Consider the following 24,798-nt stretch of genomic DNA (forward strand, 5'->3'; position numbering starts at 1 on the left):
AGTTCACTCACGGGGTGGGCAGGGGCTCGGGCAACACTCACAGCTGCGTGTACACCGACTTGGTCTGCAGGAAGCTCTCAACGCCGTCTCGGCCCCACTCGTGACCCCAGCCGGACTGTTTGTAGCCGCCGAACGGCACCGAGTGGTCGAAGACCATCTGGCAGTTCAGCGAGACGGTTCCGGCCTCCAGCCGCTTGGCCAGCCGGTGGGCGCGGCTCAGGTCGCGGGTCCAGGCGGTGGCGGCCAGGCCGTACTCGGAGTCGTTCGCCAGCGCGACGGCTTCGTCGTCGTCGTCGAAGGGCAGCACCGTGACCACCGGCCCGAAGATCTCCTGCTGGTAGAGCCGCATCCCGGGATCCACATTGGCCAGCACGGTCGGGTGCACGAAATAGCCACGGCGATCCAGCCGGTGCCCACCGGTGATGACGTCGACGTGGTCGCGCTTGCCCTCCTCGATGAATCCCATCACCCGGTTGAGCTGCTTCTCGCTGATCAGCGGGCCGATCATGGCGCCCTCATCTCGCGGACCACCCAGCTGAAGGTTGTTGGCCACCATGGCAATACCGTCGACCACCTGGTCGTAGACACCGCGCTGCACGAAAATTCGTGACCCGCAGATGCACCCCTGCCCGGAGTGGATGAAGATGCCCATTGCGGCCATCGTGATGGCGGTGTCCAGGTCCGCGTCGTCATAGATCAGCACCGGTGACTTGCCGCCCAGCTCGAGGCTGACCCGCTTGAGGTTTCCGGCCGACGCCGCCACGATCCGCTTGCCGACCTCGGTGGAACCGGTGAACGCGATCTTCTGCACGCCGGGGTGATCGACCAGCGCTGCTCCCGCGGTGTGCCCGTAACCGGTGACCAGGTTGACGACGCCGTCGGGAACCCCGGCCTCGCTGAGCAGCCGTACCAGGACCAGCGCAGAAAGTGGCGTCTCCTCAGCAGGTTTGGCCACACTGCTACACCCGGCGGCCAGCGCCGGCGCCAGCTTGGTACAGGCGTTGAAGACCGGGCCGTTCCAGGGGAAGATCAGGCCGACCACCCCGTAGGGCTCCTTGAGGGTGTAGGCGTGCAGGTCGGCATGCGCGCCGGAGATGCCACCGCTCATCTGCACCTGGTGCGCCTCACCGTTGAGTTTGGTGCACCAGCCGGCGTAGTAGCGGAAGATCTCGGCGCAGGTTGGCACGATCATCTGCGCCTGCATCAGCGGCATCCCGGTGTTGATCGAATCGATCTGGGCCAGCTCATCGGCATGTTCATCGATCAGATCCGCGATGCGCCACAGGATCTTGGCGCGGTCGCGGGCCGGCATCGCGCTCCAGACACCCGAATCAAAGGAGGCCCGGGCCCTAGCAACCGCGTCGTTGACGGCCTCGGCGCCGCCGTCGTTGAATTCGCCGATCTGCTCCTCGGTTGCCGGATCGACGATCGGGATCACCTCGCCCGCGCCGGGACGCAGACGCACTTCATCCAACACAGAGCTGAGAGTCATTGCTGACCTTTCCGATGACGCGTTGCGGCGAGGACGGCCTACTGTTCGACCGGGTCGAACTCGATGTGCAGCGCGGTCAGCCCGCGCAGCAGGAACGTGGGCTCGTAGCGGTAGTGCCGGTCGCCGGCCGGGCCGTGGTGCTCCTCGCTGATCCTGATGTCGCGCATCCGGTCCAGCATCCGGTTGGCGGTGATCCGCCCCTCGACCCGGACCAGCGGCGCGCCGGGGCAGGTGTGAATGCCGCGGCCGAAGGCGATGTGCTCGCGAACGTTCTTGCGGTCCAAGTTGAATTCATCCGGGTTCTCGAACTTCCGCGGGTCCCGGTTGGCCGCCCCCAGGCACAACATCAGCACGGTGCCGGCCTTGATCGGCACGCCGGCCAGCGTGGTGGTCTTACGCGTCAGCCGGAAGTCGATCTTGGTCGGGCTCTGGATGCGCAGCGATTCCTCGATGAACCGCGGGATCAGATCGCGGTTCTCGCGCAGCCGCTGCTGCAGCTCGGGCTGCTCGCCGAGCACCTGCACCATCGTCCCGAGCAGTTTGGTGACGGTCTCCTGCCCGGCGCCGAACAGGAAGGTCGCCGGTCGCACCACCTCCATCACCTCCGGTATCGCCCCGTCGGGGTAGGTGGCCTCCGCGAGCATCGTCAGCACATCGGCCCGGGGGTTGCGCCGCCGGTCGGAGATGTAGCCGTTGAACTTGTCGTCGAGGTAGTCCAATGGGTTCAGGCCCACCGGCTCGCCATCGAGGGCGCCGACGCGGGCACCCGGGCGTTCGCCGGCGCCCAACGCCCGGCGGAACTCGGCACGGTCGTCGTCGGGGACCCCGAGCAGATCGGCGATCGCCAGCGTGGCAAAGGGTTTGGCGTAGTCCATCAGGAACTCGCAGCGGCCGGTGGCGATGAACTCATCGAGCTGTAGGTCGGCCAGCCGCCAGATGAAGTCCTCGTTCTCCTTGAGCCGGACCGGGGTCAGGATCCGGCCCAGCAGCGCGCGGGTCCGCTCATGGGCCGGCGGATCCTGGACGACCACGTGCTCGAAGATCGGAAACAGATGCCGATGCGCCTCGATCTGCTCGGTGATGTCGTCGCCCTCGGGTTCGAACGGCAGCGGCGGGAAGGGCCCACCGATCGCGTTGACGGCCGAGAAGGAGTCGTGGTCCTTGAACGCGGCGTGCACCTCCTCGTAGCCGGTGACGGCGACGACGCCGTGATGCGGCTCGGCGAAGACGGGCCCGTTCGAGCGGAGGTATTCGTAATAGGGATAGGGATCCTGAGTTACGCCTTCGTCGGAGAAGTAGTCCACCGCCGCGAGATCCGTCATCACGCGATGCGCCCTTTCGCTCGTATCACGACCTCGTCGCGCTGATCGATCGATCAAATTGCTAGAATGTCCCATGCCTACCACGTGCGACGACGGGCGGTCAAGCGATCACCACCTCGGGACGCGGTGAATGGCGGCCCCGCGCAAGGCGAAATCGACCGATGGCGCCACCCGGCGACGGCTGATCGAAGCGACCGCCCGCATCATGCGAAACGAGGGCTATGCCGCTGCGACGTCCCGGCGGGTGGCCGCCGAGGCCGGGGTGAAACAGGCCCTGGTCTACTACTACTTCCCCACCATGGACGACCTTTTCGTCGAGGTGCTGCGCGCCGGCGCCGACGTCGCACTTGATCGGATGCGCGCCGCACTCACCGATGACGATCCGCTCCAGACGCTATGGGCCATCAATAGCGATGCCCGCGTGACCAGCCTGAATACCGAGTTCATGGCGTTGGCCAACCATCGCAAGGCGATCCGGACCGAACTCAAGGCCTACGCCGAGCGGGTCCGCGACATCGAGACCGCCGCGGTCACGGTGGCACTGCGCGCCAAGGGTGTCGACCTCGACGAGTATCCACCTGTCGCGATAGCCATGCTGATCGCGCAGACCGCACGCAGCCTGTGCAACGAGGAGGCCGTCGACGTCACCTACGGCCACCACGAGCTGCGCGCCCTCGTCGAGCGACAGCTCGGCCGGCTGACCGATCCCGCCTGAGCCGCCGGCGCCCACCCGCTGCACCCACTGTTGACAACGTCGCGGCTTGGTGCCAGCCTTGCTGATCGATCGACCAACAACAGACGGAGGTGCAGACATGGCTGGACGAGTCGAAGGAAAGGTCGCGCTCATCACCGGCGCGGCCCGCGGACAGGGCCGCAGCCACGCGGTGCGACTGGCGCAGGAAGGTGCCGACATCATCGCCGTAGATGTGTGCGCCCGGATCAGCAGTAGCAAGGAGATCCCCGCAGCCACCCCCGACGACCTCGCCGAGACCGCCGACCTGGTCAAGGGACTGGACCGCCGTATCGTGACGGCACAGGTCGACGTGCGGGACTTCGACGCGCTCAAGGCCGCGGTCGACAGTGGTGTCGAGCAGTTGGGCCGACTGGACATCATCGCGGCCAACGCCGGAATCGGCAACGGCGGCGACACCTTGGACAAGACCAGCGAGGCTGACTGGCAGGACATGATCGACGTCAACCTGTCCGGTGTCTGGAAGACCGTCAAAGCCGGTGTGCCGCATCTGATCGCCGGGGGAAACGGCGGGTCCATCATCTTGACCAGCTCAGTGGGCGGCCTCAAGGCCTACCCGCACACCGGTCACTACATCGCGGCCAAGCACGGCGTGGTCGGGTTGATGCGCACCTTCGCCGTCGAACTCGGCCAGCACTTCATCCGGGTCAACTCGGTGCACCCCACCAATGTGAACACCCCGCTGTTCATGAACGAGGGCACCATGAAGCTGTTCCGCCCCGACCTGGAGAGCCCCGGGCCCGACGACATGGCCGTGGTGGCGCAGCTGATGCACGTGCTGCCGATCGGCTGGGTGGACCCGGTCGATATCAGCAACGCGGTGTTGTTCCTGGCCTCAGACGAATCCCGTTACGTCACCGGTCTTCCGCTCACCGTCGATGCGGGCAGCTGCCTGAAATAGCGCCGGCCCTCTGGTCGCGAGCGTGCGCAGTTGCACGTCAGGAAGCGGCGTGTCGTGTGCAAACACGCACGCTCGCGCCAGGGGAGGATCAACGAGGAATATCGAATTCCACTCGCGCCGATACGGTCTCGATCGCCTCGTACAGCGCCGTCAACCGGTCGGACAACGACGGCGCCGCCAGCACCGCGTAGCGGTCGGCCTCGCCCATCGGGACCCGGCAGGCCAGCGAGTACAGCCGTTGCACCGGGTCCAGCGAGCGCAACCGGCGGCCACCCAGCATGGCGTCGCGCCCGGCCGTCACCCACCGCCGGCGGGCCACCGCCATCCGCTTGTGCAGCGCGACGATGCGTTCTTCCAACTCCCCGAACTGCCTGTCGCTCACCGGTTCCCCCGGCTCGTCGGGCCATACCTCGATGTCTGCCCGCGGATAGGGGTCGTCGGGGAGCCACTGGCTGACCCGGATCCGCTCGCCGGTCAGGCATCGCAGCGCATAGCGGCCGCCGCCGAGTTCGGTGCAGTCGGTGATGGCCGCCATTGCGCCGATGTCGTTGCGCTGCTCGCCACCGCCCACTTCGCGGCCGCGGGCGATGAGCACCACCCCGAACCGCGGATCGCCGCTGTGCATCAGGTCCCCGACCAGCACGGTGTAGCGCCTCTCGAAGATCCGCAGCGACAGTTCCTCGCCGGGCAGCAGCACCCACTCCAGCGGGAACATCGGCAGTTCCATCACTCGATGTCCAGTTCGGCGACCAGCGCGTCGACGACAGCGCGCAGATCGCCGTCGTGCTCCTCGGCGACGCGGCGCTGGCGCTGGTAGGAGGCGCCGGTTCGATAAATGTCGGCGACGCCCGCCAGTTCGTCGGCACAGTGCAGTCGCGCCGCGATCGGCTCCAGCCGGTTGAGCAGCTCGTCGAGGTCCTCGGTGACCAGGCGCTCGTTGCTGTCGGCGTCGAGGATGATCTCGGCGTCCAGCCCGTAGCGCGCCGCGCGCCACTTGTTCTCCTGCACGTGCCACGGCGGCATGGTGGGCAGCGATTGGTCGGCGTCCAGCCGCCGGTCCAGGTCGACGATCAGGCAGTGGGTCAGCGCGACCAGCGAGCCCAGCTCGCGCAGGTTGGACACCCCGTCGCAGACTCGTACCTCGATGGTGCCCAGGTGCGGGGATGGCCTGATGTCCCAACGAATCTCGTTGATGTGGTCGATGATCCCGGTCTTCTTCTGGTCGTAGACGAAGCCCTCGAACTCCGACCAGGTCTGGAACTGGAACGGCAATCCGGCGGTGGGCAGCTGCTGAAACATCATCGCCCGGTTGCTGGCGTAGCCGGTGTCCTCGCCGGCCCACCACGGCGACGACGCCGACAACGCCAGCAGGTGCGGGTAATACAGCAGCAGCGACGAGATAATTGGCATGACCTTGTAGGCCGAGGAGATTCCGACGTGGACGTGCACTCCCCAGATCATCATCTGCCGGCCCCACCACTGGGTGCGCTTGATCAGCTCGGCGTAGCGCGGCGCGTCGGTCAGTTTCTGCGCCGACCACTGCGCGAACGGATGAGTGCCGGCGCCGAACAGTTCCATGCCCCGGCTGTGCACGATGGGCCGGGTAGCCGCCAGCGTTTGGCGCAGATCCTCGATCGCCTCGCCGGTGCTGTCACAGATGCCGGTGACGAGTTCGACGGTGTTGCGCAGCAATTCGTTGTGCACGCGCGGGTTTTCGCCGAGTTCTGCCAGCACCGCGCTGGCTTCGTTGCTCAGGTCGCGGGTCGCCGCGTCGACCAGTGCGAACTCCCACTCCACACCGAGGGTGGGTCGGGCACAGTGGGCGAACTCGATTCGGGCGTTGGATGAAGCCCTGTTGTTCGGCAGGCTATCCGGCGCCGATGACACCACACGCAACTCGTTTGCCGGCGTCTCCGGTGGTCAGTGTGATCTGGTCCGGGCCTGGCGTGCCGTTGACCTGGGTGTAGCGGTCCGCCGGGATGTTGGCGAAATTGTCGTCGTCGGCGTGGATGATCAACGCCGTCCCCTCGCCGTCCAGCAATTCCTGCCGGGTGAACGCGTCGGTGGTGGTCACCAGCAGCGCGCTGCCGTCGGAGCGGACCTGCAGCGAGGTCAGGTCGCCACTCTGCGGGTGCTCGTTGTGGCCGGGCGCCTGGAAGTGCCCACCGGCCGACAGGAAGGCGCCGGGCGCGCCGCCGCCGGGAGCGACCGAGTCGGCTTCGCACTTACCCACGCTGTGGATGTGCATGCCGTGGAAGCCCGGCGTCAGCACGCCGGTGCTGGTGGTCTCCACGGTGATCGTGGCGAATTCTTTCCCGCCGGCCTTGCTGAACTCGAACTTCGCGGTTGCGACCTGGCCGCCGTCGACGGTCGTCAGGCGCGCCACCAGGTTGTCGGAACCGCCCGACTCGCCCGGCTCGCTCGCCGCGCCGGACGGCGCCGGGGACCCGGTCCAGATGGCCGGCGTGGTGCCCGGCACGTCGGAGGGCGGCTCGTTGGGGCTGCACGCCGCCAACAGCACAACCGGGGCGGCGAAGACAGCGGCGGCAACAACTCTGCGGTGACCTTTGACCATGCGAGGAGCTTAACCCGCGACCACCACGATGACGCCCGGTGGCTGCTCGGCCACGTCGGGGATGCGTGGCTGTGCGGCAGCGTGCAGCACCTCGGCCACGGCATTGGCCGAGTCGTGCTCACCCGGGCCGTCACCGAAGTAGACGGTGGTCTCGGTGACCTCGGGCAGCTCGAGGTTGCCGACGTCGGTCACATTCCAACCGGCTTCCCGCAGCACTTCCGCGGTGTGCCCGGCCAGGCCCGCCTGCTCGGAGATGTTGTAGACGCGCACCTCGGACCGGTGGGCGGGGCGGTCGGTGGTGGCCGCCGCGGAGGTGGTGGTCACGGGTTTCGACGCCGGCGAGTGGCCGGTGTCGTCGTCGTTGCCGGACGATCCGAGCGCCTGAAATCCGACCAGCAGGAAGATGGTGCCCAAAAACAGCAGCACCATCACCATGGCCCGCAGCGGGAGTCTGGAGGAGTCGGGAACGTGGTCGCTCATTGCGCCCACTGTATCGACGAGCAGGCCTCGACCTCTAAACCCCCAGCAATCAGGGGTTCCGGGCGACTCAAGTGATATCGAACCCGAGACGCCGCGCGGCGCGCGCCTTCTGCCGACTCGATCGCAGCCTGCGCAGCCGTTTGACCAGCATCGGGTCGGCGGCCAGCGCCTCAGGCCGGTCGACGAGAGCGTTGAGCACCTGGTAGTAGCGGGTTGCCGACAGCGAGAACCGCTCCTTGATGGCCTCTTCCTTGGCGCCGGCGTACTTCCACCAGTCCCGCTCGAAGGACAGGATGTCGTGTTCGCGACGGCTCAGGCCGTCAGTGGGTTCCGAATCGTCCCCTGATCGATTCGCTTGCGCCATGGCGCCGTCCATATCGTTTCCTGGACCCTTCCGGAAAGTTCTTTGGTCGAACGTTCGTTGCGTTTTTCGGCGGCCTGTCCTGAGCGAATATTCAATCACGGCACGCGGTGTTGAACCGGGAGCCGGCCCCGCGAGTCGCCGTGGCCGCTGCACTGTGCCGGCGGCGGGCACTTAAGCTTTTCGGTCATGGCCGTCGTACCCATCCGCATTGTCGGCGATCCCGTCCTGCACACCCCGACCAGCCCGGTCCCCGTCGCCGATGACGGCTCGCTGCCGGCCGACCTGGCCGAGTTGATCACCACGATGTACGACACGATGGACGCCGCCAACGGGGTCGGCTTGGCCGCCAATCAGATCGGTGTGGGGCTGCGGGTCTTCGTCTACGACTGCGCCGACGACCGCCGCTCGACCACGCGGCGCCGCGGCGTGGTGGTCAACCCGGTGTTGGAGACCTCCGAACGGCCCGAGACCATGCCCGACCCCGATGACGACGACGAGGGCTGTCTGTCGGTGCCCGGTGAGTCGTTCCCGACCGGCCGCGCGGAATGGGCCCGCGTCACCGGCCTGGACGCCGACGGCAACCCGGTCACACTGGAGGGCACCGGGTTGTTCGCAAGGATGCTGCAGCACGAGACCGGGCATCTGGACGGCCTGCTGTATCTGGACATGCTGGTGGGCCGTCACGCCCGAGCGGCGAAGCGGACGGTGAAGTCCAACGGCTGGGGCGTGCCGGGCCTGTCGTGGATGCCGGGCGACGTGCCCGATCCGTTCGGTCACTGAGGGTCCGGTGATGAACCGGCCACCTGTCGAACTGCCCCCCATCGGCACCCGGGTGAGCCTGCGCTACCTGCGGCCGCCCGGTTCGGAGCCGCCGATGGGCGACGTGGTGGGGCATCTGGAGGCGGCCGGGACGGTGGTGCGGGTCCGCTCGTCGGACGGGGTGGTCCACGATTGCCGGCACGCCGACGTGCTGTACGTGCGCCGGCTCACCGATCGGCCGGTGAAGAACTCAGCGATCCGCGCCGTGGAGCACGCTGCCGCGCTGGCCTGGCCGGGCAGCGAACACCAGTGGCTCGACGGCTGGTTGCTGCGGGCCGGGCCCGGTACCGCATTGGCGACGAATTCGGCTGTGCCCCTGGACATGTTCGCCCACACCAGCACCATCCCGGCGATCATCGACTGGTATGCCCGACGGGATCTGGCCCCGACCCTGGCGGTCCCGGAGCGGCTGCTGCGACTGCCGGAAGACATTCCCGCACGGTTGGAGATCCGCACCCTGGTGGGCGAGTTGACCGCCGGGTCCGCGCCCGAGCAGGTGACGCTGACCGACCGGCCCGGCCCGGACTGGCCCGCCGACGACCCGGTGGGGCCGCTGACCGCGGTGGTCAACGGTGAGCTGGTGTTCGCCTCGATAGCCGGGGTGGCCATCGGGCGCGGCGCGGTCACCCAGGCCCCGGACGGCGCCCGCTGGCTGGGGGTGACCGCCCTGTGGGTGGCCGAGGACCGCCGCCGGCAGGGCCACGGGCGGGCGATCTGCACCGCACTGCATGCCTGGGGCGCCGAGCGGGGGGCCGCCCGCGGTTACGCGCAGGTACGCAGCGATGACGCCGGCGCGTTCGAGTTCTGCGAGGCGCTCGGATTCGCCGGTCAGCACCGCACCCGCTACCTGGACGCCCGGCTGCTGCGGTAGCGGCGTGGGTCGCCGATCTAGGGTGACTGCGTGACTGCGCTGCGACTGGCCACCTGGAACGTCAACTCCATCCGCACTCGCGTGGGCCGTGTCACCGACTGGCTGGCCCGCGCCGACGTCGATGTGCTGGCGATGCAGGAGACCAAGTGCACCGACGCGCAGTTCCCCACCCTGCCGTTTCACGAACTCGGCTACGAGGTGGCACATGTCGGCCACAACCAGTGGAACGGCGTGGCGATCGCCTCCCGGGTCGGTCTGGACGCCGTCGAGATCGGGTTTCCCGGGCAACCCACCTGGGCCAAGGCGGACGCCGACCCGACGGTCGAGGCTCGCGCGCTGGGCGCCAGCTGCGGCGGAGTCCGGGTGTGGAGTCTGTATGTGCCCAACGGACGCGCCCTGAACGACCCGCACTACACCTACAAGCTGGAATGGCTTGCCGCGTTGCGCGATACCGCCGAAGGCTGGCTGCGTGACGATCCCTCGGCGCCGATCGCGTTGACGGGCGACTGGAATATCGCACCCCAGGACGACGACGTGTGGAGCATGGAGTTCTTCGACGGCGCGACCCACGTCTCGGAGCCCGAGCGCCGGGCGTTTCACGCGCTGACCGAGGCGCAGTACCTCGACGTGGTGCGACCGTTCACGCCGGGCCCCGGTGTCTACACCTATTGGGACTACACCCAACTACGGTTCCCCAAGAAGCAGGGCATGCGAATCGACTTCATCCTGGGCTCGCCCGCGCTGGCCACCCGCGTCTCGCACGCCGAGATCGTCCGGGAGGAACGCAAGGGCAAGTCGCCCAGCGATCACGCGCCGGTGCTGGTGGACATCCAGCCGGCTCCGAAAGCTCGGGTTATATGAATTCGTTGTGGATTCCGCGGGTTCACCCGAAATTCGCATAGGATGGATCGGGTTAACCAAATTGCCTCGTTTGAAGGGCAGGGAATACCCATGAACGCCGTCGCAGGGACGGTACGGAAGGTGGCCGGAGCGGCGACTCGCGCGGCGACCATGACAACTGAGGCGGCTGGCGCAGTCGGCGGGGCCGCACTCAACGGGGTAATCGGTGGCTTGAAGGGGGCGGCGAGCGGTGCCCAGCGCGGCCTGAGCACCGGCAGCCACTCGACCCCCGCGGCCGCGCTGACCCTGGGCGCCCTCGGCGTCACCGGATTGGTCGAGTGGCCACTGCTGGTGGCGGTGGGCGGCACCGCCCTGGTGCTCAAGCAGCTGAACCGCTCCGATAACGGCGCGCCGCCGGCGCAGCCTTCGGCGAAGTCGTCGGCGAAGGCGCCGGCCGCTTCGACCGCGACGGCCCGGCCGTTGAAGTCGGTGAAATCGGCCAAGTCGACGAAGCCCTCGGGTTCGTCGACCACGCGGCGCAGCTCGCAGCCGAAGAAGGCGGCAGCGCGACCGGCCCGCAGCGGCAGCAGCAGCGCTCGCGCGCGCCACTGAACGGGCCCGCGTGGATTTAGGCCGTGCCGTCAGGCACTCTCTTCCGCTGCGCGCGGCAAACTTCGGTGTCCAGCTCACCTCCGCATTGGTCGACGCGTCTGTACAGACCGCGACCGGCATCGCGGGCGCTGTCCTCCCGAGTAGCGATGACGGCTGGGTGTTGTCCCGGCGGTGTTTCCGCGGCGAGGCCCGGGCCTGGGTCGAGGTGCGCGGGCTCGATGGGCCGGCCGGGGACGAGCTGGCTACTGCCGTGCTGGGCGCGGCCCGAGCGTTGCCCGGGGTCACCTCGGTCCGCCTGAATCACCCGCTGTCGCGGCTGGTGGTCGGACTCGACTCCGACGCCGGCGGCGACGTCGTCTCGTTGCGTGAGCTGTGCCGCGTGGTCGGCGACACCGAGGCCCAGCACCGTCGGGTTCATGCGGCGGTCCCAGCTTCACCTCTCCTTCGTCGAGCCTCGCTGAACCGCCGGCCGACCGACCGCCGGCGCCCACCGGCCACCCTGCCCGGCGATGGCATGACGCAGGCGCTGCGCGCTCTCAGCCTCGGCGCCCACGTCGCCGGCCTGGGCATGGCGACGGTCGGCCGGCTGTTGCGGTTGCCGGTGCTGCCGCTGGGCTTGGAGGCCGGCGTCGTCGTCGTCGACTACCAGCCGCGGCTGCGGCGACTGCTCGAGGACAACATCGGCAAGCAGGCGACCGATGCTTTGTTGTCGCTGGCCGGCGCGGGCGTGCACACGCTCAACCAGGCACCCACCGCGCTGGCGGTGGACCTGTCGATGGAGGCGATGCGTGCCGGGGAAGAACGTGCCGCCGAGCGCGCCTGGCGCCGCCGGGAACCCGAGCTCGCCGACTACGCCGACCATCCGCCGGTGCCCATTCCGCCACGGCCGGTTCCCCGGCCGCCGGGTCCGGTCGAACGCCACCTGAACCGCAGCGCCGTGATGCAGGCGATCGGAGCAGGGGTGATCGGCGCCGCGACCGGCAGCCCCGACCTCGCCGGCACCGCCGCGGCGGTGGCAGCGCCCAAGGGCACCCGCGCCGCACGCGAGTCGTTCGCCGCCACCTTCGGCCGCGGACTGGCCAACCAGCACGGCGCGGTGGTGCTGCGCCCGAGCAGTCTGCGCGAGCTCGACCGGGTAGACACCGTGGTCATCGACCCGCGGGTGCTGTGCGGCAAAACCCTGCGGGTGATGCAGGTGCGCGGCGCCGACGACGACGAGCTTCGGGCGGTGTGGGCACAGGCCCAGTCCCGGCTGGATGACGCCGGACTCGAACCGGGCTGGCACCGGATCGGTCAGCGTCCCGGGGTGCAGGCCTCGTTCCAGCCCGCACTGCTGCCGCTGGCCGCCGCAGTGGTGACCGAGGCCCGACACGCCGATGTCGAGGTGGTCACCGTCGAAGCCGAGGCGCTCGGCGAGTTGCGGCCGATCTTCGACGACATCCGCCCGCTCGACGGTGCGGCGGTGGACGAGGCGCTGACCGCGGCGGTGACCGCCTACCAGGCCGACGGTCACGACGTCGCGGTGTTGTCCGCGGCGGCCGTCGGGGCCCTGGCCGCGGCCGACGTGGCGCTGGGCATGCTGCCGGAGCAGGGCGCCCCGCCGTGGTGCGCCGATGTGTTGCTGAGCGACCTGGCCGCGGCGTGGCGGATATTGCACGCGTTGCCGGCGGCCAGATCCGCCAGCCGCCGTGGCGTCGAGATCGCCACGGGTGCGTCGACACTGGGCGCACTGTTGATGCTGCCGGGAGTACGTGGCCAGGGACCGGGTCCGGTGACCACCGGCGCGGCCGCCGGCGCACTGTCCGGCTACTGGCTGGCCAGGCGCGCGGTGGACGCCTCGATGCCACGCCCGGCGGCGGTGCACGAGTGGCATGCCATGTCGGTGGACCAGGTGCGCGCGATGCTGCCGCCGCCCGAGCCGGAGATCCCGGCCGGGGACCAACACGCCCCTGCTGCGGCGGCCGCGCTGGCGGCGGTCGACCTGGCCCGTCGCGGCGCCCAGCGCAGCGCACCGCCGCGGATGATCTGGCAGTTCGCGCAGGCAGTCCGCAGCGAGCTGTCCGACCCCATCACGCCGGTGCTGGCGCTGGGAGCCGCCGCCAGCGCGGTGCTCGGATCACCGGTCGACGCGGTGTTGGTCGGCTCGGTGCTGGGCGGCAACGCGATGCTGGCCGCCGCGCAGCGCCTGGTGGCCGAGCGGCGGCTCAATGTGCTGTTGAACGAACAGGTTCCGCCGGCACGCCGGCTGCTGCCCGATGGCGGCTACTGTGAGGTCCCCGCCGAGGAGTTGCGTCTCGGAGACGTGATCGAGGTGCGGCCGCACGAAGTGGTGCCCGCCGACGGGCGCTTGATCGACGCCGACGACCTCGAGGTCGACGAGTCGTCGCTGACCGGCGAGTCGCTGTCGGTGGTCAAGCAGGTCGAGGCGACGCCGGGAGCGGACCTGGCCGAGCGCGAATGCATGATCTATGCGGGCACCACGGTTATCACCGGTACCGCCCTGGCGCTGGTTACCGCGGTGGGTGCCGACACCTACAGTCGCCGCGCCGCCGACCTGGTCGCCGGCGAGCAGTCGGCGGTCGGATTGCAGCACCAGCTGAGCCTGCTGACCAGCAAAGCCTGGCGGATCAGCCTGGCCGGGGGCACCCTGGTGACCGGTTTGGGCGTCCTCCGGCGTATCGGGTTGCGACAGTCGGTGGCCTCCGGCATCGCCATCGCCGTCGCGGCGATCCCCGAGGGTCTGCCGCTGGTGGCCACTTTGGCACAGCAGGCGTCCGCCAGGCGGCTGACCAAATCCGGTGTGCTGGTTCGGGTACCGCGCTCGGTGGAGGCGCTCGGCCGCGTCGACGTGGTGTGCTTCGACAAGACCGGGACGCTGAGCCAGAACCGGCTGCGGGTGACACAGCTGACACCGGCGCCGGGGTACACCACCGATGAGGTGCTGGCGTTCGCGGCGCAGGCCGCCCCGACCACCAACGGCCGGCAGGTGCACGCCACCGATGCCGCGATCATCGACGCCGCGACGGCTGCCGGCGTGGTGGATCCCGATCGCGGCGAGGTCGCCCATCTGCCGTTCCGGTCCGGCCGCAGCTACTCGGCGTCGATCGTCGGCGCCGAGTTGACCGTCAAGGGTGCGCCGGAGGTCGTCGGGCCCGCCTGCGGCGGCGACCCGGCGATCCGCAAGACGGTGCTGGGTATGGCCGGGCAGGGGCTGCGGGTGATCGCCGTTGCCCGGCGGGAACTCTCCGCAGCGCAGGTCGCCGCACTGGGTGAGGACCCGGATCCGGAGGACATCGGCCAGTTCTGTGGCGATGCGCTGACGTTCGTCGGGTTGATCGGTATCGCCGACACCCCCCGGCCGGAGGCCGCCGGCCTGCTGGCCGAGCTGGACCGCTGGCAGATCCCGGTGCGGCTCATCACCGGCGACCACCCGGTCACCGCCACCGCGATCGCCCGGGAGCTCGGCCTGGAGATCAGCGCCGATCAGGTAATCAGCGGCGCGGAGTGGGATGCGTTGTCCCGCAAGGGACAGGAGGTCGCGGTAGCCGAGCGGGTGGTGTTCGCCCGGATGTCACCGGAGAACAAGGTGCAGATCGTGCAGACGCTGGAGCGCACCGGCAAGGTGTCGGCGATGGTCGGTGACGGCGCCAACGATGCCGCGGCCATCCGCGCCGCCACCGTCGGGATCGCGGTCGTCGCCCACGGCAGCGAGGCCGCCAGCACCGCCGCCGACGTGGTATTGCTCGATGGCCGGATCCACACCCTGCTCGACGCGTTGGACGAGGGCCGGGAACTGTGGCAGCGGGTGCAGGCAGCGGTCGGGGTGCTGCTGGGCGGCAACGCCGGCGAGGTGGCGTTCGCGATCATCGGCAGCGCGCTCACCGGGCGCTCACCGCTCAACGCCCGCCAGCTGCTGCTGGTGAACATGCTCACCGACGCGCTGCCGGCGACCGCGCTGGCGGTCAGTGAACTGAACGACTCGGCGGCCTCCACGGCGCGTGGCCCGGACCCCGACGCGCTGTGGCGCGCGGTGGCGGTGCGCGGGGTGACGACCGCGTCGGCCGCGGTGGGCGCATGGGCGCTGGCCTCGATGACCGGGCGCCAACAGCGGGCCTCCACGGTCGCGCTGGTGTCGCTGGTCGCCGCCCAGCTGGGCCAGACGCTGCTGGACTCCCATGACCCGCTGGTGGTGGCGACCGCGGTCGGCTCGCTCGCCGCGATGGGGACGTTGATCTCCATTCCGGGCGTCAGCCAGCTGCTGGGCTGCACCCCGCTGGGTCCGTTGGGCTGGGCTCAGGCGCTGGGGTCAGCGACGGTGGCCACCGCCGGCGCGGCCGTGGTGCCCAAGCTGCTGTCCGGCCTGCACGAGTCCGCGGACAAACCCACCCAGTTCATGGTGCCCACGCCGCGGCAGCCGGACGGCACCCCGACCTCCGACGGCCACTCCGCGCCACGGCTGCGGCTTGTGCACAATGGGGACACCGGCTCTCGTCGCGGAACGGCCGCGGCCCGATCATCCGGCGACCCGTCGCCACCAGGAGGCTCATGATGGCGGACAGCACGCGGCGCAGCGCATCCCAGCGGGAAGCGGTGGCCCACATCCGGGCTGCCGAGGGCTTCGCGGTCGAATTGCCGCTGTTCGGCAAGGTGACGGTGCCGCGACCCGAGCAGCTGGCCTACTACGGTGGGCTGGCGCTGCTGGCCGCGTTCGAGATCATCGACTGGCCGGTAGCCGCTGCGGTGGCCGCCGGCCACATTCTGGCCAACAACCACCGCAGCGAGGTACTCGAGCAACTCGGCGAGGCCCTAGAGGACGCCTAGCAGACGCCCGAGCTGGCCTCGGTCGACTCAGTGGTCGACGGTCAGCACCCCGACGCGCCACAAGAGTGCATACATCTGGTGCAGGGGACCACTGAGCAGCCGGGTGGCCATGTCGACCACCGGGTCTGAGGCGGGCGCGGCCGGTGCACCCCGGCGGGTGTCCACCTTCTTCGCCGTGCTGTTGGCACGCGGAGCCGGCGCCTGGATGTCGGTGTAGGCGATTGCAACCATGATGATGGCCTCCTAGTCGCGTAACGCCGCTACGCGCTCAGCTGGAGGCCGGAATCGGAGCTCAGCTGGAGGCGGTATGCGACCGTTCGGATGGGGACGGAACAGAAGTCAGATATCGGCTCGGACTATCACCGGAACTCATGCGTCCCTCACCTCCTCTCGGTCGCGGGCACGCGTGGGCGTGCCGGTTTCACCGCAGGCATTGGAGGCAGCTCCGACGACCGTCGGAAGACCGCACCCCACTCGTCAGAGCTTCGACACTGCACGGCGTGTCCGTAGATCGGAAGCCACTTGGGCTCAACCCTTAAGCCGGGAGGAGCTGTCCTGACCCGGGGCGTCTTTCGACGTTCGGGGTCAGTGGCCTGTGTCCGTGCAGACGCCTCACCTAACGAGGTGCTTGCACGGTCCATAGTGCATCAGGAATGCGCCCGGGTCAATTCAACTCACCCACCGGTTTCCACACGGTTCGGTCACGACCCGGCGGCATCGTCGAAGTGCACCGTCACACGGCGCCCGGGGTGCTGTCGGACCGGTTCACCGGCTCGCCGGCGTAACGCCCCGGCGCCGCCCACGACGTCAGCGCCCCGAGCACCATCATCACCGCCGCGGCGGCGAACACCACCGCCAACCCGGTGTGGAATGGCCCGGAGATCAGTTGCGGGAAGAAGCTGTGCCCGGTCAACATCTGGGCGTCGACACCGGGATGCTCCAGCGCACCGGAGGGCCCCAGCAGTTCGCCGATCGGGTTATAACCCAGAAACGCCGCGAACAGGCTGCCCACCGGCGGGGTGTGGGCCACCTGTTGTGCGACCTCGGCGGGCACTCCCCGGTGCTCTAACCCCGCACCCATCGCCTCCGGCAGTGTGTTCGCCAGGCCGATCACCATGAGGGAGAAGAAGATACCGATCGACAACGACGTGCCGGCGTTGAAGAACGTGGCCCGCACACCCGAGGCGGCACCGCGCTGGGCGGCCGGGACACTGGACATGACCACAGCGGTGTTGGGCGCGGTGAAGATCCCGCCGCCGAGCCCGTTGAGGAAGACCAGCGCCGCGAAGACCCGATAGTCGAAGTCGACGGGAAGCAGCACCAGCGCCACGAACGTCACCGCCATCAGCGCCATCCCACCGACGGCGAAGGGGCGGGCGCCGTGCCGGTCGGACAGTGACCCGGCCACCGGCCCGGCCAACAGGAAGCCCACCGTCATCGGCAGCAGGTAGATGCCTGACCACAGCGGGGTGGATTCGAAGCTGTAGCCGTGCAGCGGCAACCAGATGCCCTGCAGCCAGATGATCAGCATGAACTGCATACCGCCGCGCCCGATCGCCGCCAACAGGCCGGCCACGTTGGCCATTCCGAACGCCGGGATCCGGAACAGCCGCACATCGAGCAGCGGCGCGGCGACCCGCAGTTCGATGACGCAGAACAGCACCAGCAGCGCCACTCCCAGCGCCAGCGAACCCAGCACCACCGGACTTGTCCAGCTGGTCGGCGAATCACCATGCGGCTGAATGCTGTAGGTGATGGCGGTCAGCACCACGGTCAGCCCCAGCCCCAACGTCACCGTTCCCGCCCAGTCCAGCTTGGCCGGTGCGCGCTCGCCGAGTTCGTGCAGCGACCGCATCGACCAGACGGTGCCCAGCACCCCGATCGGCACCCCGACCCAGAACACCGCCCGCCAATCCCACTCCGACAGCAGCCCGCCGATCAGCAGGCCGACGAAGGATCCGGCGACCGCCGCCACCTGGTTGACCCCCAGCGCCATACCACGTTGATTGGCCGGGAAGGCGTCGGTGATGATCGCCGCCGACGACGCGAACAGCATCGCCCCGCCGACGCCCTGCACCACCCGCCAGCCGATCAGCCACCGGGCGCCGGCGCCGAGGTCGAACGGATCGATCGACAGCGCGATCGCCGCCACCGTGAACACCACGAAGCCGGCGTTGTAGATGCGCACCCGGCCGAACATGTCGCCGAGCCGGCCGAAGAACACCACCAGCACCGCCGACACCAACAGGTAGCCCATCAGCATCCACAGCAGGTAGCTCACGTTCGCCGGATCCAGCGGGTTCAGCCCGATGCCGCGGAAGATCGCCGGCAATGAGATCAGCACGATCGAGCCGTTGATGGTGGCCAGCAGCACGCCCAGCGTGGTGTTGGACAGTGCTATCCACTTGTAGCGCGGGTGATCGCGGCCGTAGCGCAACCGGCGGCCGCCGGGTGCGCCAGCCCCGGAGTCGGCGGTCACCCTCTCGACGTGCGCCGTCATCGTCTCTCCCGCGATTCTCCGACCCAAAGCGCATATATTAGCTATGCAAAGGATCGGATGCCTAATCCCCGGCGTCGACACCCTGGTCGGCGCCTTACGCCGGGCATCACACTGCGATAGCGTGGCAGTGCAGTGATCGCAGTACAGAAAATCCACACCGCGGGAGCGCAACCTGTGCGCTGAGAGGACGGCCGGGGCCGTCGACCGTACGAACCTGACCGGGTAATTCCGGCGAGGGAGAGGACATTTACATGACCGACGTCGCGAACGTCCGTATCGAGCCCCAGGTGACCACCGGGCCGATCCCCTACAGCGAGAAGATCTACCGCGAGATCGAAGCCCCCGGTGGCGCGGTGATGAAGGTGCCGTTCCGCCGGGTCAACCTGACCAACGGCGAGCACTTCGACCTCTATGACACCTCCGGCCCGTACACCGACGCCGACGCGGTGATCGACCTGCACCGCGGCCTGCCGGCCCGGCCGGGCGTGGTGCGCGACCGCGGCACCCAGTTGCAGCGTGCGCAGGCCGGTGAGATCACCGCCGAAATGGCCTTCATCGCCGCCCGCGAAGGTTTCCCCGCCGAGCTGGTGCGCGACGAGGTGGCCCGCGGCCGCGCGGTGATCCCCGCCAACCACAACCATCCCGAGCTGGAGCCGATGATCATCGGCAAGGCGTTCAAAGTGAAGATCAACGCCAACATCGGCAACTCCGCGGTGACCAGCTCGATCGGCGAAGAGGTCGACAAGATGGTGTGGGCCACCCGCTGGGGTGCCGACAACATCATGGACCTGTCCACCGGCAAGGACATCCACGAGACCCGGGAGTGGATCCTGCGCAACTCCCCGGTGCCGGTCGGTACGGTGCCGATTTACCAGGCGCTGGAGAAGGTCAACGGCGACCCGACCAAGCTGAGCTGGGAGTTGTACCGCGACACCGTGATCGAACAGTGCGAGCAGGGTGTGGACTACATGACCGTGCACGCCGGGGTGCTGTTGCGCTATGTGCCGCTGACCGCCAAGCGGGTCACCGGGATCGTGTCCCGCGGGGGCTCGATCATGGCGTCGTGGTGCCTGTCGCGGCACCAGGAGTCGTTCCTCTACACCAACTTCGAAGAGCTCGCCGACATTCTGGCCAGCTACGACGTGACCTTCTCCCTCGGCGACGGGCTGCGGCCCGGTTCTATCGCCGACGCCAATGACGAGGCGCAGTTCGCCGAGTTGCGCACCCTGGGTGAGTTGACCAAGATCGCCAAATCCCGTGGCGCCCAAGTGATGATCGAAGGCCCGGGGCACGTCCCCATGCACAAGATCGTGGAGAACGTGCGACTGGAGGAGGAGTGGTGCGACGAGGCGCCGTTCTACACACTCGGACCGCTGGCCACTGACATCGCACCGGCTTATGACCACATCACCTCCGCGATCGGCGCGGCGATCATCGCCCAGGCCGGTACCGCAATGCTGTGCTACGTGACACCCAAGGAGCACCTCGGGCTGCCGGACCGCAAGGACGTCAAGGACGGGGTGATCGCCTACAAGATCGCCGCGCACGCTGCGGACCTGGCCAAGGGCCACCCGCATGCGCAGGACCGCGACAACGCATTGTCCAAGGCGCGCTTCGAGTTCCGCTGGTATGACCAGTTTGCGTTGTCGCTGGACCCGGACACCGCGCGCGAGTACCACGATGAGACGCTGCCCGCCGAGCCGGCCAAGTCCGCGCACTTCTGCTCGATGTGCGGTCCGAAGTTCTGCTCGATGCGGATCAGCCAGGACGTTCGCGATTACGCGGACGAGCACGGGTTACAGACCCAGGAGGACATCGACGCCGCCATCGCCAGGGGCATGGAGGAGAAGTCAGCCGAGTTCGCCGAGCACGGCAACCGGGTGTACCTTCCGATCTCCACCTAGTGGTGATCGCAAGCGCGGCGGAGCCGGGCGAAGCGGGTCGCCACTCATCCGACCCAGTGGTGATCGCAAGCGCGGCGGAGCCGGGCGAAGCGGGTCGCCACTCATCCGACCCAGTGGTGATCGCAAGCGCGGCGGAGCCGGGCGAAGCGGGTCGCCACTCATCCAGCACAGTGGAGTTCCTGCCGCGGGCACCGTCCGGATCCACCCCGGCGCGGGTATTGACCATCGCCGGGTCGGATTCCGGCGGCGGCGCCGGCATTCAGGCCGACATGCGCACCTGCGCGATGCTCGGTGTCCACGCGTGCGTCGCGGTGACGGCGGTGACGGTGCAGAACACCGTCGGCGTCAAGAGCTTTCACGAGGTTCCCGCCGCCACCGTCGCCGCCCAGATCGAAGCGGTGGTGCCCGACATCGGGATCCAGGCCGCCAAGACCGGGATGCTGGCGTCGGCTCAGATCATCACGGGAGTGTCGGAGACCTGGCGGGAACTGGGGCTGACCGTACCGCTGGTGGTCGATCCGGTGTCGGCATCCATGCACGGTGATGCGCTGCTGGCGTCGTCAGCGCTGGATGCGATGCGCAACAATCTGTTTCCGCTGGCGACACTGGTGACGCCCAACCTGCACGAGGTGCGACTGCTGGTCGGCGTCGAGGTGGTCGACGCCGAGACCCAGCGGACGGCCGCCCGGGCGCTGCACGCCCTCGGTCCGCAGTGGGTACTGGTCAAAGGCGGACACCTGCCGTCGGAGCAGCACAGCCCCGACCTGCTTTTCGACGGCACCGCCTTCCAGGAGTTCCCCGGGCCGCGCGTAGCCACCTCCGACGACCACGGCGCCGGTGACACGCTGGCCGCGGCCACCGCCTGCGCACTGGCGCACGGGTACACCGTTCCCGCCGCGGTGGCGTTCGCCAAGGACTGGGTCACCGAGTGCCTGCGCGCCGCCTACCCGCTGGGGCACGGACACGGCCCGGTCTCACCGCTGTTCCGGTTGTCGCGGTGATCCTCGACGAGATCGCCGGCGTCGCTCACAAACCCGCCGGCACGCCGAGCGGGGTGGTGCTGCTGGCACACGGCGCCGGCGGTAACCGGGATTCGCCCATGCTGCAGCGGCTTTGCGACGAGTGGGCGCAGCGCGGCTTCCTGGCGATCCGCTACGACCTGCCGTTTCGACGGCGCCGCCCCAAGGGTCCGCCGTCGGGGTCGGGGGCCGGCGACCGGGACGGCATCGTCGCGGCGATCGGATACGCGCGCGGCATGGCCGGCGGTCCGCTGATCGCCGGCGGCCACTCCTACGGCGGGCGGCAAACCTCGATGGTGGTGGCCGGCGGGGGCGTGCCGGTAGACCTACTGGCGTTGTTCTCCTACCCGCTGCATCCGCCCGGTAAGCCGGAGCGCCGCCGTACCGAACACCTGTCCGGCATCGGCGTGCCCACCGTGTTCACCCATGGCGGCTCGGATCCGTTCGGGACGCTGCCGGAGATTCACGCCGCGGCCGCGTTGATCCCGGCCCGGCACGAAGTCGTCGAGATCAGCGGCGCCCGCCATGACCTGGCCGCCAAGGCCGTAGACGTGCCGGCGCTGGCCGTCGACGCCGCCCTGCGACTGCTCAGCTGAGAGCCGCCGGTCAGCCTCGCTGGTTACCGGTGAGTCAGGTACCGTGATTTTCATGAGTAGCGAGCTGGTCGACGTCGTCATCGTGGGCGCGGGTTTCGGCGGGATGGGCGCGGCGATCGAGCTGAAAAAGCTCGGCTACGACAACATGGTCCTGCTGGAGCGCGAGGACGATCTGGGCGGAACCTGGCACGTCAACCGGTACCCCGGCCTGGCCGTCGACATCCCCTCGACCACCTACTCGTACTGGTTCGAGCCCAACCCGCACTGGACGCGGCTGTTCGCCACCGGTTCAGAGCTCAAGCGCTACGCCGAGCACGTCGCCGACAAGTACGACGTGCGCCGCCACATGCGGTTCAACACCACCGTCGAGGGCGCCCGCTGGGATGAGGAAGCCCAGCGCTGGCAGGTGAGCCTGGCCGACGGTGCCACGCTGAGCGCCCGCTACCTGATCACCGCGACCGGTTTCCTGTCGCAGCCGCACACCCCGGACATCCCGGGCATCGCCGATTTCGCCGGCAAGGTGGTGCACACCACCGCGTGGGACGCTCACCACGACTTCAACGGTCGGCGGGTCGGCTTGATCGGCACCGGCGCCACCGCGGTGCAGCTCATCCCGGAGCTGGCCAAGACGGTCGGCGACCTCACGGTCTACCAGCGCACCCCGATCTGGGTGGCACCCAAACTGGACTTCGGGTTCTCCCCAGTCGTGCAGCGACTGTTCGCGCGGGTCCCGCTGGCCCAGCGGGCGCTGCGGTGGGTGACCGACAGCCTGCTGGGTTTCATGACTTTCGTCGGGGTGCTCAACTTCCCCTTCTTCCGCCGACTGTCGATCGCCGCGATGGATCTGTGCAAGATCCACCGCTTCATCTCGATCCGCGACAAGGAACTGCGGGCCAAACTGACCCCGAGCTACGACATCGGCTGTAAACGGCCCAGTTGGTCCAACGACTACTACCGCAGCTTCAACAAACCGCACGTACACCTGGAGACGGCCGGCATCGAACGGATCGAGCCGGACGGGATCGTCACCGTCGACGGCCGCAAGAGCGAGATCGACACGCTGGTGCTGGCGACCGGCTTCGACCTGTGGGAGGCCAACTTCCCGGCGATCGAGATCGTCGGACGCGACGGCCGCAACCTGGGAAAGTGGTGGCGGGAGAACCGGTTCCAGGCCTACCAGGGCGTGTCGATTCCGGCCTTTCCGAACTTCCTGAGCCTGGCCAGCCCGTACGCGTTCTGCGGCCTGTCGTTCTTCAACACGATGGAGTACCAGATGCGCCACATGGGCCGGTTGTTCGGCGAACTGCAGCGCCGCGGCGCGACGACCTTCGAGGTCACCGAGGCTGCCAATACCCGCTTCCTCGACGACATGACCAAGCGGTTGGACCGCTCGGTGTTCTACGCCGGTAGCTGCACAGGGTCACGCTCCTACTACTTCAACCCGAGCGGCGAAGCAACCTTGCTGCGGCCCACCACGGTGCGCCACGCGGTGCGGGATGGCTCCCGATTCCCGCTGGAGGACTACCAGATCGCCTGAGCCGGAAGCTGATCCGGCTCCAGACCCGTCAGTTGTCGCCGATCGCGACGGCCTCCATGAGTTTGCGCAGCGCGGCCTGCGCGTAACCCGGTGCCGCGGTGGCTGTTGCGTCACCGTACGACCGCCCTTCCCGGTCCAGCCTGCCCAGGTCGTCCACCAGCGCGGCCAAGGCGTGCACCAGGAACCTCGCGTGCAGGACGTCCAGCTCCGGCCGCACCGCCGTCAGTGGCCCCACCCAGGTGTCGATGAAGGCGCGCTCCGAATCGCGCAACAGGTCCCGCTCCGCGGGCCCCAGATTGACCCGCTCGGTGTCGTAGACCGCCGCCAGTTCGGGATTGGCGAAGATGGTGGCCACGAACGCCTCGACCAGGCGGGCCAGTACCTCGCGCGGGTCATCGAAGACGCCCGCGATCGCCGACATCTCCCCGCCGATCCGGTCGACGGCACGCTGTAGACCCGTGGTCAAGATGTCGCTCTTGCTCGAGAAGTACCGATAGACGCCGGAGGCGGGGACCCCCACGGCGTCGGCGATCTCGGTGACGCTGGTCTCGGCGTAGCCCTTGGTACCGAACAGCAGGATCGCCGAATGCAGCAACGCCTCGTACGGCCCGGCGTCCGGCGTGAAAATGCGCCACACCGATGGGCGATTGACCCCGACGTCACCCTGTTGGGGCAGTTCGGCGCCGGCCAGCGCCCGCGCGGTGTCCAGCATCAGCGGCCTGATCTCGTCGTCCGAGATCGGCAACCGGTGCCCGACGACGCTGCCCGCGATACTGAGCAGGCCCGCGGACAGGGTCCACCGCTCGATGGAGGTCAATCCCGGACGCAGCACGTTGAGCGGGCGTTGCACCCGCCGGTTGACCTGGTGGATGTGCGCCGTCAGCGTGGCCTTGTCGGCAGGCTGCAGGTAGCGGCCCTGCCACCGGTAGAGCCCGCCGGCCTCGCGGTTGTCGAGCGCTGACGAGATGAGCGTGTTGATGATCTGGTCCAGGACCGCCCCGGGATCCTGTTCCAATTCCGCGTCGGGAATCTCGTCGATGAACGCGGTACGGTCCTCCAGCTGTTGACCGAGCGCGCCAACGACGACGGCGAACATCTGGTACTTGCTCGGGTAATGCCGGTACAGCGCCGGCGCCGAGATTCCAACCTTGGTGGCAATCGCCTCCATGCTGGTCGCGTGGTAACCCTGTGCACTGAACGCCTCCGCAGCCGCACGCGTGATCTGGGCTTTGCGGTCTTTCGGGCGCCGTCTGATGTGGCCACCCGTGCGTCCGGCCGGGCCATTCGTAGCACCGAGCGTGATAACCACCTCTTAACAACTCCGGCCAGCTCCGTCACTTTCAGAGCATTATTAACACACCTAGGTGAACGGCGCGGCAAGAGGTTCCGGGCGC

Annotated in this window: 22 protein-coding genes, 1 pseudogene and 2 riboswitches; of the genes and pseudogenes, 13 read left to right on the forward strand and 10 right to left on the reverse strand. The window is 68.7% G+C overall.

Annotation, left to right across the window (positions count from 1 at the left end):
• Nucleotides 1–37: 37 nt before the first annotated feature.
• Nucleotides 38–1,492 (reverse strand): aldehyde dehydrogenase, encoded by a 1,455-nt coding sequence (locus ACAG20_RS14540; protein ID WP_370493049.1) that lies wholly within the window; start codon nucleotides 1,490–1,492, stop codon nucleotides 38–40.
• Between the two features lie 38 nt (nucleotides 1,493–1,530).
• A complete protein-coding gene (locus tag ACAG20_RS14545) occupies nucleotides 1,531–2,814 on the reverse strand; it encodes a cytochrome P450 (RefSeq protein ID WP_370493050.1) in 1,284 nt (427 codons plus the stop codon).
• A 130-nt stretch (nucleotides 2,815–2,944) separates the two neighbouring features.
• Between ACAG20_RS14545 and ACAG20_RS14550 the strand changes: the two genes are divergently transcribed.
• Both ACAG20_RS14550 and ACAG20_RS14555 read left to right on the forward strand, forming a co-directional pair.
• Nucleotides 2,945–3,529: a TetR/AcrR family transcriptional regulator gene (locus tag ACAG20_RS14550; RefSeq protein ID WP_370493051.1), complete on the forward strand. Its 585-nt coding sequence runs from the start codon at nucleotides 2,945–2,947 to the stop codon at nucleotides 3,527–3,529.
• A 97-nt stretch (nucleotides 3,530–3,626) separates the two neighbouring features.
• A complete protein-coding gene (locus ACAG20_RS14555; protein WP_370493052.1) occupies nucleotides 3,627–4,466 on the forward strand; it encodes a mycofactocin-coupled SDR family oxidoreductase in 840 nt (279 codons plus the stop codon).
• An 88-nt stretch (nucleotides 4,467–4,554) separates the two neighbouring features.
• On the opposite strand, the gene ACAG20_RS14560 is transcribed toward ACAG20_RS14555, so the two are convergent.
• The 5 genes from ACAG20_RS14560 to ACAG20_RS14580 form a co-directional block, all read right to left on the reverse strand.
• The gene (locus tag ACAG20_RS14560; RefSeq protein WP_370493053.1) at nucleotides 4,555–5,193 is read right to left on the reverse strand and encodes an LON peptidase substrate-binding domain-containing protein; all 639 of its coding nucleotides are present in this window, start codon (nucleotides 5,191–5,193) and stop codon (nucleotides 4,555–4,557) included.
• Nucleotides 5,193–6,332, reverse strand: a complete 1,140-nt coding sequence (locus ACAG20_RS14565) for a glutamate--cysteine ligase (protein ID WP_370493123.1) — start codon at nucleotides 6,330–6,332, stop codon at nucleotides 5,193–5,195. Before ACAG20_RS14565 ends, ACAG20_RS14560 begins: the two co-directional genes overlap by 1 nt.
• Nucleotide 6,333: 1 nt before the next feature.
• Entirely contained in the window at nucleotides 6,334–7,041 is a 708-nt protein-coding gene (locus ACAG20_RS14570) for a superoxide dismutase family protein (RefSeq protein WP_370493054.1), read from the reverse strand.
• 9 nt (nucleotides 7,042–7,050) lie between these two features.
• Nucleotides 7,051–7,521 (reverse strand): LytR C-terminal domain-containing protein, encoded by a 471-nt coding sequence (locus tag ACAG20_RS14575; protein WP_041316859.1) that lies wholly within the window; start codon nucleotides 7,519–7,521, stop codon nucleotides 7,051–7,053.
• 67 nt (nucleotides 7,522–7,588) lie between these two features.
• The gene (locus ACAG20_RS14580; protein WP_013827346.1) at nucleotides 7,589–7,897 is read right to left on the reverse strand and encodes a DUF3263 domain-containing protein; all 309 of its coding nucleotides are present in this window, start codon (nucleotides 7,895–7,897) and stop codon (nucleotides 7,589–7,591) included.
• Between the two features lie 174 nt (nucleotides 7,898–8,071).
• Here ACAG20_RS14580 and ACAG20_RS14585 point away from each other — a divergent pair, with 174 nt between their 5' ends.
• The 6 genes from ACAG20_RS14585 (at nucleotide 8,072) to ACAG20_RS14610 (ending at nucleotide 15,848) form a co-directional block, all read left to right on the forward strand.
• Nucleotides 8,072–8,665: a peptide deformylase gene (locus ACAG20_RS14585; RefSeq protein ID WP_370493055.1), complete on the forward strand. Its 594-nt coding sequence runs from the start codon at nucleotides 8,072–8,074 to the stop codon at nucleotides 8,663–8,665.
• 10 nt (nucleotides 8,666–8,675) lie between these two features.
• Complete coding sequence (locus ACAG20_RS14590; RefSeq protein WP_370493056.1) at nucleotides 8,676–9,575, forward strand: GNAT family N-acetyltransferase; 900 nt, start codon at nucleotides 8,676–8,678, stop codon at nucleotides 9,573–9,575.
• A gap of 39 nt (nucleotides 9,576–9,614) precedes the next feature.
• Nucleotides 9,615–10,436, forward strand: coding sequence for an exodeoxyribonuclease III (locus ACAG20_RS14595; RefSeq protein WP_370493124.1), 822 nt, complete (start codon nucleotides 9,615–9,617; stop codon nucleotides 10,434–10,436).
• A gap of 90 nt (nucleotides 10,437–10,526) precedes the next feature.
• Nucleotides 10,527–11,027 carry a hypothetical protein gene (locus ACAG20_RS14600; protein WP_083036433.1) on the forward strand — a complete coding sequence of 167 codons (501 nt, stop codon included), beginning with the start codon at nucleotides 10,527–10,529 and terminating at the stop codon, nucleotides 11,025–11,027.
• 10 nt (nucleotides 11,028–11,037) lie between these two features.
• Nucleotides 11,038–15,576 carry an HAD-IC family P-type ATPase gene (locus tag ACAG20_RS14605; RefSeq protein WP_370493057.1) on the forward strand — a complete coding sequence of 1,513 codons (4,539 nt, stop codon included), beginning with the start codon at nucleotides 11,038–11,040 and terminating at the stop codon, nucleotides 15,574–15,576.
• On the forward strand, nucleotides 15,573–15,848 hold the full coding sequence (locus ACAG20_RS14610; RefSeq protein WP_370493058.1) for a hypothetical protein: 276 nt from the start codon (nucleotides 15,573–15,575) through the stop codon (nucleotides 15,846–15,848). The genes ACAG20_RS14605 and ACAG20_RS14610 overlap by 4 nt, the downstream gene beginning before the upstream one ends.
• Before the next feature lie 27 nt (nucleotides 15,849–15,875).
• Here the strand turns inward: ACAG20_RS14610 and ACAG20_RS14615 are convergent, their stop codons facing one another.
• A complete protein-coding gene (locus ACAG20_RS14615; RefSeq protein ID WP_370493059.1) occupies nucleotides 15,876–16,079 on the reverse strand; it encodes an Rv1535 family protein in 204 nt (67 codons plus the stop codon).
• A gap of 231 nt (nucleotides 16,080–16,310) precedes the next feature.
• Nucleotides 16,311–16,479, reverse strand: a riboswitch (M-box (ykoK) riboswitch).
• A gap of 102 nt (nucleotides 16,480–16,581) precedes the next feature.
• Nucleotides 16,582–18,348 (reverse strand): MFS transporter, encoded by a 1,767-nt coding sequence (locus ACAG20_RS14620; RefSeq protein WP_370493060.1) that lies wholly within the window; start codon nucleotides 18,346–18,348, stop codon nucleotides 16,582–16,584.
• A gap of 149 nt (nucleotides 18,349–18,497) precedes the next feature.
• A riboswitch (TPP riboswitch) is annotated at nucleotides 18,498–18,604 on the forward strand.
• Here ACAG20_RS14620 and thiC point away from each other — a divergent pair.
• The 5 genes and pseudogenes from thiC to ACAG20_RS14645 all read left to right on the forward strand — a co-directional run bounded on the left by thiC (nucleotide 18,600) and on the right by ACAG20_RS14645 (nucleotide 23,404).
• Nucleotides 18,600–20,252 (forward strand): phosphomethylpyrimidine synthase ThiC, encoded by a 1,653-nt coding sequence (thiC, locus tag ACAG20_RS14625; protein WP_370493061.1) that lies wholly within the window; start codon nucleotides 18,600–18,602, stop codon nucleotides 20,250–20,252. Its footprint overlaps the riboswitch before it by 5 nt.
• Nucleotides 20,252–20,368, forward strand: a pseudogene (locus tag ACAG20_RS14630) (hypothetical protein); the annotation flags it as partial. The gene thiC and the pseudogene ACAG20_RS14630, both read left to right, overlap by 1 nt.
• 54 nt (nucleotides 20,369–20,422) lie before the next feature.
• Complete coding sequence (thiD, locus tag ACAG20_RS14635) at nucleotides 20,423–21,253, forward strand: bifunctional hydroxymethylpyrimidine kinase/phosphomethylpyrimidine kinase (RefSeq protein ID WP_370493125.1); 831 nt, start codon at nucleotides 20,423–20,425, stop codon at nucleotides 21,251–21,253.
• Nucleotides 21,250–21,867, forward strand: coding sequence for an alpha/beta family hydrolase (locus ACAG20_RS14640; RefSeq protein ID WP_370493062.1), 618 nt, complete (start codon nucleotides 21,250–21,252; stop codon nucleotides 21,865–21,867). Before thiD ends, ACAG20_RS14640 begins: the two co-directional genes overlap by 4 nt.
• Nucleotides 21,868–21,919: 52 nt before the next feature.
• Complete coding sequence (locus tag ACAG20_RS14645; protein ID WP_370493063.1) at nucleotides 21,920–23,404, forward strand: flavin-containing monooxygenase; 1,485 nt, start codon at nucleotides 21,920–21,922, stop codon at nucleotides 23,402–23,404.
• A gap of 28 nt (nucleotides 23,405–23,432) precedes the next feature.
• Here ACAG20_RS14645 and ACAG20_RS14650 read toward each other — a convergent pair whose 3' ends face one another.
• The gene (locus tag ACAG20_RS14650; RefSeq protein ID WP_370493064.1) at nucleotides 23,433–24,713 is read right to left on the reverse strand and encodes a TetR/AcrR family transcriptional regulator; all 1,281 of its coding nucleotides are present in this window, start codon (nucleotides 24,711–24,713) and stop codon (nucleotides 23,433–23,435) included.
• Nucleotides 24,714–24,798 lie beyond the last annotated feature (85 nt).

Origin of the sequence: Mycobacterium sp. pW045 (genome assembly GCF_041287085.1) — a bacterium.
Taxonomy (GTDB): domain Bacteria; phylum Actinomycetota; class Actinomycetes; order Mycobacteriales; family Mycobacteriaceae; genus Mycobacterium; species Mycobacterium algericum_A.